Origin of the sequence: Klenkia terrae, assembly GCF_900491935.1 — a bacterium.
GTDB classification, from domain to species: Bacteria; Actinomycetota; Actinomycetes; order Mycobacteriales; family Geodermatophilaceae; genus Klenkia; species Klenkia terrae.
This window is the reverse complement of record NZ_UEXK01000001.1, coordinates 1-5,820: the sequence shown is the minus strand read 5'-3', so window position 1 is coordinate 5,820 and position 5,820 is coordinate 1. Positions and strand designations below refer to the sequence as shown.

Annotated in this window: 4 protein-coding genes and 1 pseudogene; 3 read left to right on the top strand and 2 right to left on the bottom strand. The window is 73.6% G+C overall.

The genetic code is table 11. The annotated features are described in order from the left end of the window. Positions 1-430, bottom strand: a 430-nt coding sequence (locus LFA75_RS00025) for a GDP-mannose 4,6-dehydratase (RefSeq protein WP_263639339.1), incomplete at its 3' end; no start/stop codon positions are given. Between the two features lie 102 nt (positions 431-532). Between LFA75_RS00025 and LFA75_RS00020 the strand changes: the two are divergent. After that, positions 533-1,312: pseudogene (locus tag LFA75_RS00020) on the top strand (GDP-L-fucose synthase family protein); the annotation flags it as partial. Here LFA75_RS00020 and LFA75_RS24250 read toward each other — a convergent pair. Then, complete coding sequence (locus tag LFA75_RS24250; protein ID WP_455428445.1) at positions 1,251-1,919, bottom strand: GDP-mannose 4,6-dehydratase; 669 nt, start codon at positions 1,917-1,919, stop codon at positions 1,251-1,253. The pseudogene LFA75_RS00020 and the gene LFA75_RS24250 overlap by 62 nt on opposite strands. A gap of 229 nt (positions 1,920-2,148) precedes the next feature. Here LFA75_RS24250 and LFA75_RS00010 point away from each other — a divergent pair, with 229 nt between their 5' ends. Next, positions 2,149-3,288, top strand: a complete 1,140-nt coding sequence (locus LFA75_RS00010) for a glycosyltransferase family 4 protein (RefSeq protein ID WP_225231734.1) — start codon at positions 2,149-2,151, stop codon at positions 3,286-3,288. Between the two features lie 28 nt (positions 3,289-3,316). After that, the gene (locus LFA75_RS23740; protein ID WP_263639337.1) at positions 3,317-5,752 is read left to right on the top strand and encodes a TPM domain-containing protein; all 2,436 of its coding nucleotides are present in this window, start codon (positions 3,317-3,319) and stop codon (positions 5,750-5,752) included. The last annotated feature ends 68 nt before the right edge of the window (positions 5,753-5,820 follow it).

The window sequence follows — 5,820 nt, the reverse complement described above, 5'->3', positions numbered from 1 at the left end:
AGAAGGGGGTGTTCTCGTCCTGGGGGGGCGGGGTGGCGCCGAACATCTCCGAGGAGGAGGCCTGGTAGATGCGGGTGCGGACCTTGGCGGCGCGGACGGCTTCGAGCAGGCGCATGGCGGCGATGCCGGTGACGTCGCCGGTGAACACGGGCTGGTCGAAGCTGACGCGGACGTGGGACTGGGCGCCGAGGTTGTAGACCTCGTCGGGGTTGACCTCGTGGAGCAGGTTGATGAGGGTGACGCCGTCGGTGAGGTCGCCGTGGTGCAGGTACAGGTTCCGGCCCGAGGTGTGGGGGTCCTGGTAGATCCCGTCCAGCCGCTCGGTGTTGAAGGAGGAGGAGCGGCGGACGATGCCGTGCACCTCGTAGCCCTTGCCCAGCAGCAGCTCGGCCAGGTAGGAGCCGTCCTGGCCGGTGATACCCGTGATCAATGCCGACTTCGCCACATGTCCCCCATGCACGTTCCGGACCTGATGGGATCAGGTCGAGTTGAGGCACGACCCTAGCCAGCAACACCCACATGGGGGAACGAGATGAGCGTCGCACCGTTGGACCGAGGGGCACGGACGTACGTGGCGGGGCACCGGGGCCTCGTGGGCGGTGCGGTGCTGGCCCACCTGCAGGCCGAGGGGTTCACCGACCTGGTGACCGCGACCTCGGCGGAGGTGGACCTGCGCGACCGCACCGCGGTGGAGGCGTTCTTCGACCGGGAGCGCCCGGCCACGGTGATCCTGGCCGCAGCCAAGGTCGGCGGGATCCTGGCCAACGCCACCTACCCGGCAGACTTCTTCTCCGACAACATCCGGATCCAGACCAACGTCCTGGACGCCGCCGCGGCCACGGGCACCTCGAAGTTGCTGTTCCTGGGTTCCTCCTGCATCTACCCCAAGTTCGCCGAGCAGCCCATCCGCGAGGACTCGCTGCTGACCGGGTTGCTGGAGCCGACCAACGACGCCTACGCGATCGCCAAGATCGCCGGGGTGCTGCAGGTGCAGGCCCTGCGCCGCCAGTACGGGCTGCACTACATCTCGGCGATGCCCACCAACCTGTACGGCCCCGGGGACAACTTCTCCCCCGAGGGCTCCCATGTGCTGCCCGGGCTGATCCGCCGGTTCGAGAACGCCCGCATCGACGGTGACCCCACCGTCACCGTGTGGGGCACCGGTACCCCGCGCCGGGAGTTCCTGCACGTGAGCGACCTGGCGCGGGCGTGCGTGCACCTGCTGGAGCACTACGACGACGGCGCGCCGGTCAACATCGGGGTGGGGGAGGACCTGCCCATCGCCGAGCTCGCCCAGCTCGTCGCCGACACCGTCGGCTACACCGGGGAACTGGTCTTCGACACCACCAAGCCCGACGGCACCCCCCGCAAGCTGCTGGACGTCTCCACCATCCACGACCTGTGGAGGGGACGAGGAGTAAGGGGGGGGGGTCGTCGGCAGCGTCAGATGTGTGTAAGAGAGAGGGGGTGTTCTCGTCCTGGGGGGGCGGGGTGGCACCGAACATCTCCGAGGACGACGCCTGGTAGATGCGGGTGCGGACCTTCGCCGCGCGCACGGCTTCGAGCAGGCGCATGGCGGCGATGCCGGTGACGTCGCCGGTGAACACGGGCTGGTCGAAGCTGACGCGGACGTGGGACTGGGCGCCGAGGTTGTAGACCTCGTCGGGGTTCACCTCGTGGAGCAGGTTGATGAGGGTGACGCCGTCGGTGAGGTCGCCGTGGTGCAGGTACAGGTTGCGGCCTGAGGTGTGGGGGTCCTGGTAGATCCCGTCCAGCCGCTCGGTGTTGAAGGAGGAGGAGCGGCGGACGATGCCGTGCACCTCGTAGCCCTTGCCCAGCAGCAGCTCGGCCAGGTACGAGCCGTCCTGGCCGGTGATACCCGTGATCAACGCCGATCGGGTCACGTGCCCACCCCTCATGAGCTCGGTCCCGACCAGCCGGGACGATCGGCGTCAGAGTAGGGGCGCAGAGCCGCTCCGAATGGCTTTCTGACCCGCGACATCACCCGTTCAGGGGGAGGCGCTGCCCCGGGCGGTCGTCCGTCCGGGAGACTCCCCGGTGCCGGGGGCCCGGCACGAGGAGGAACAGATGGGGCGGGATGCCCGAGCGCGAGGGCTGACGGGGCGGCGAAGGGGTCATCGGCCCCGGGTGGTCTGGTTCTCCCGGTCCTACGGGTACCGCGGTGACCTCATGTACTTCCGGCCCCTCCTGGCGGGGGTGGCGGCCGCACTGCCGGGCACCGTCGTGCCGGTCGACCACTCGATGGATGCCGAGCGCTACCCCGACGTCCCCCTCCGCCCGGTCCTGCGCTCGTGGTGGCTGCGCCTGCCGAGCCGTCGCCAGGAGGAGGCGCCGATGGCTCCGCTGCCCTCGCCGGTGTCGCTGTGGCGGCTGTGGCGCACCCGGCCCGACGTGGCGGTGTGCATCGAGTTCACGACGACGTCGCTGCTGGGCATGGCGGTGGCCCGACTGCGCCGCGCCCGGGTCCTCCTGTTGATCGAGAACGACCCGCGCTTCCGCGGCGCCCCGTCATCGGGTCGGGCACTGCAGGTGAAGAGCTGGGCCGCCGGGTCGGCGCACGTGGTCCTCGTCAGCAACGCCGAGGGCGCCCGCTACGTGATCGAGGACCTGGGGGTGCCGGCGGACCGGGTCCGGGTCAGCCCGTACCTCACGTCCGCGCCGCCCGGTGGACCTGCTCCTGCCCCGCCGGTCGACGACGTCGTCCGGCTGCTGTTCCTCAACTCCGTGTCGGAGCGGAAGGGGATCCTGCCGCTGGTCCGCGCGCTGGCCGAGCTGGGCCCGGCAGCGCGGCCCTGGCGCCTGGACGTCGTCGGCGGCGGCCCGCTGGTCGGTGACGTGCGCCGCGCCGCCGACGACCTGGGCATCGCGTCGCAGGTCCGCCTGCACGGCCCGGTCGACTACGACGACATCTGGGCGCACTATGCCGGCTGCCACGTCGTCGTGTGCCCCACCACCGGTGACTACCGCTCCCTGGCCGGGTTCGAGGCCGTGACCAGCGGCCGCCCGGCCCTGCTCTCCGTGCACGACGGCGCCGCGGCCGAGCTCGCCCGGAGCGGAGCGGCGGTGGTCGTCGTGGATCCGCTGGCCGAGGGCGAGCTGGTCGCTGCGCTGCGCGAGCTGCTGACCAGCCCCGGCCGCGTGGAGGAGTTGCTGACCCAGGCGGCGGTACCGCCTGCCGGATTCGCCCACGAGGACGTCGTGGACACGGTCGTGGCGGCGGTCGGGGAGACGGTGCGGGCACCCGCCAGCACCCCGGTCGACCGGTAGCGTCCTGCCGGACCGAGGAGAGGACGAGATGGTGGCACCGCTGGACCGAGGGGCACGGACGTACGTGGCGGGGCACCGGGGCCTCGTGGGTGGTGCGGTGCTGGCCCACCTGCAGGCCGAGGGGTTCACCGACCTGGTGACTGCGACCTCGGCGGAGGTGGACCTGCGCGACCGCACCGCGGTGGAGGCGTTCTTCGACCGGGAGCGCCCGGCCACGGTGATCCTGGCCGCAGCCAAGGTCGGCGGGATCCTGGCCAACGCCACCTACCTCCTCCTACCGGGGCTCCTCCAGCCGGTCCTCGAGCCGCTCGTCGTCGAGCCGGTCGTCGTCCTCCGGACGGCGCTCGGGAGGCGGCGGTCGGTCCAGCGGCGGTCGGCGCAGCGGCGGCGGCCGCCTCTAGGGGGCCGGGCCAGCCGGGTCCCCCGCCGGACCTGGGACCATCGGGTCATGCGTCTCGCGTCCCGTCTGCTCGCCGGTTCCGCCCTCGGCCTGACCCTCGCCTTCACCGGGGCCGGGATGGCCTCCGCCGAGGAGCCGTTCGCGCCGACCGACCAGCTGACCGACAGCGCGGACGTGCTCTCCGGCAGCGAGGAGGGCACGGTCACCGACGCGCTGGACCAGCTGCAGAGTGAGGACGGGATCACGGCGTACGTCGTCTACGTCGACAGCTTCGACGACCTGAGGCCGGGTGAGTGGACCGAGCAGGCCTTCACCGACGGCGGGCTGGGCGGCAACGACGTGCTGCTGGCGGTCGCCGTGGACACCTCGCGCGTCGGGTACGGTGCCGGCTCCGCGGTCGACGCGGACGTCGCCTCCATCGTGACGAACGACGTCGAGCCGCTGCTGTCGGACCAGCAGTGGGCCACCGCGGCGACCACCTTCGCCCAGGAGCTGCAGCCCAGCGACACCGGGACCTACGCACTGGGCGGTCTGCTCGGGGTCGCCGTCCTCGGCGCCGGTGGGTACGCGGTGGTCCGCAACCGCCGGAAGAAGAAGGCCGTCGCGGCCTCGCAGGCCCGGGCCGCGGAGATCGCCGCCGCCGAGGAGGCCGCGCGCGACCCGCACCACGGCACCGCCACCCAGGACCTGCACTACCGGGCCAGCGCCGAGCTGCTGTCCCTCGACGAGGCGATCAAGACCAGCCAGCTCGACGTCGACTACGCCCGCGCCCAGTACGGCCCCGGGTCGGTCACCGAGTCCGCGGCGGCGCTGCAGGAGTCCCGGACCGAGCTGGGTCAGGCGTTCCAGATCCGGCAGGAGCTCGACGACGACATCCCCGAGGACGAGCCCACCCAGCGCCGCATGCTCGCCGAGCTGCTGGCGCTCACCGGCTCGGCGCGGGCCCGGCTGGACCAGCAGGCCGCGGCGCACCGCGAGCTGCGGCACCTGGAGGAGGACGCCCCCGGCGCCCTGGACCGGCTCGACCCCCAGATCGCGCGCGTGCAGGGCCGGATCGCCCCGACCGCGCAGGTCCTCGCCGACCTGCAGGCGCGGTACGCCCCGTCGACCTGGCGCGCCGTCGCCGACAACACCGGCGAGGCCGAGCAGCGCGTCCAGGTGGCCGGGCAGGCCCTGCAGCACGGCCGCGAGGAGCTGGCCGCCGGGCGCCCGGCGGGTGCGGTGCCCGCGGTGCGGGCCGCCGAGGACGCCCTCGCCCAGGCCGACCGGTTGCTGGCCGCCGTCGACAAGCTGCAGGCCGAGCTGGCGTCCGCGCCCGAGCGCTTCACCGCCGTCCGGGAGGAGACCGAGCGGGACATCGCCGAGGCCAAGGTGCTGCTGGACCGCGGGGTGGACACCCCCGGGCTGCGTGAGCAGCTCGCCCGGGCCGAGTCGGCCCTGGCCACCGCGGGTCGCCCGCCGGCCGACGGCGACCTGCCCGACCCGCTGGCGGTCACCCGGGCGCTGGACGACGCCGACCAGGCGCTCGAGTCCGCGCTGGAGCCCGCCCGGGACGCCCGGCAGCAGCAGGAGCGCGCCCTCGCCCACCTGGGTCAGGCGCTCAACGCCGCCGCCAGCGCGGTGGACGCGACCGCCGACTACGTCGCCACCCGCCGCGGCGCGGTCCGGGCCGCGGCGCGGACGCGGCTGGCCGAGGCCGACCGGCACCTGGACGAGGCGAACCGGCTGGCCGCGGCCAAGGACCCGGTCTCCGCGCTGCGCGAGGCCCAGCGCGCCCAGCAGCTGGGGCAGGAGGCCATGACCCTGGCCCAGCAGGACGTCCGCGCCTACAGCGACCACGACCAGGGCGGCTACGGCGGCGGCGGGTACGGCCGCGGCTACGGCCGGCGGGGCGGCGGCATGGGCGACGCCGTCGTCGGCGGGATCGCCGGTGCCGCGCTGGGCAACATCCTGTTCGGCGGCCTGGGTGGCGGGTTCGGCGGCGGCTTCGGTGGTGGGGACGGCGGCGGCGGGGACTTCGGCGGTGGCGACTTCGGTGGCGACTTCGGTGGCGGCGGCTTCTAGAAGGACCCGACTGCCCCCCGCGACACGCTCCGCGCGCCGCGGGCCCCTGCAGCCGGGCCGGCTACGGG

Bases quoted from the DNA above. Each gene is read 5' to 3' on its own strand.
- LFA75_RS24250 (WP_455428445.1), bottom strand. From the start codon at position 1,919: ATGAGGGGTGGGCACGTGACCCGATCGGCGTTGATCACGGGTATCACC.
- LFA75_RS23740 (WP_263639337.1), top strand. From the start codon at position 3,317: ATGGTGGCACCGCTGGACCGAGGGGCACGGACGTACGTGGCGGGGCAC.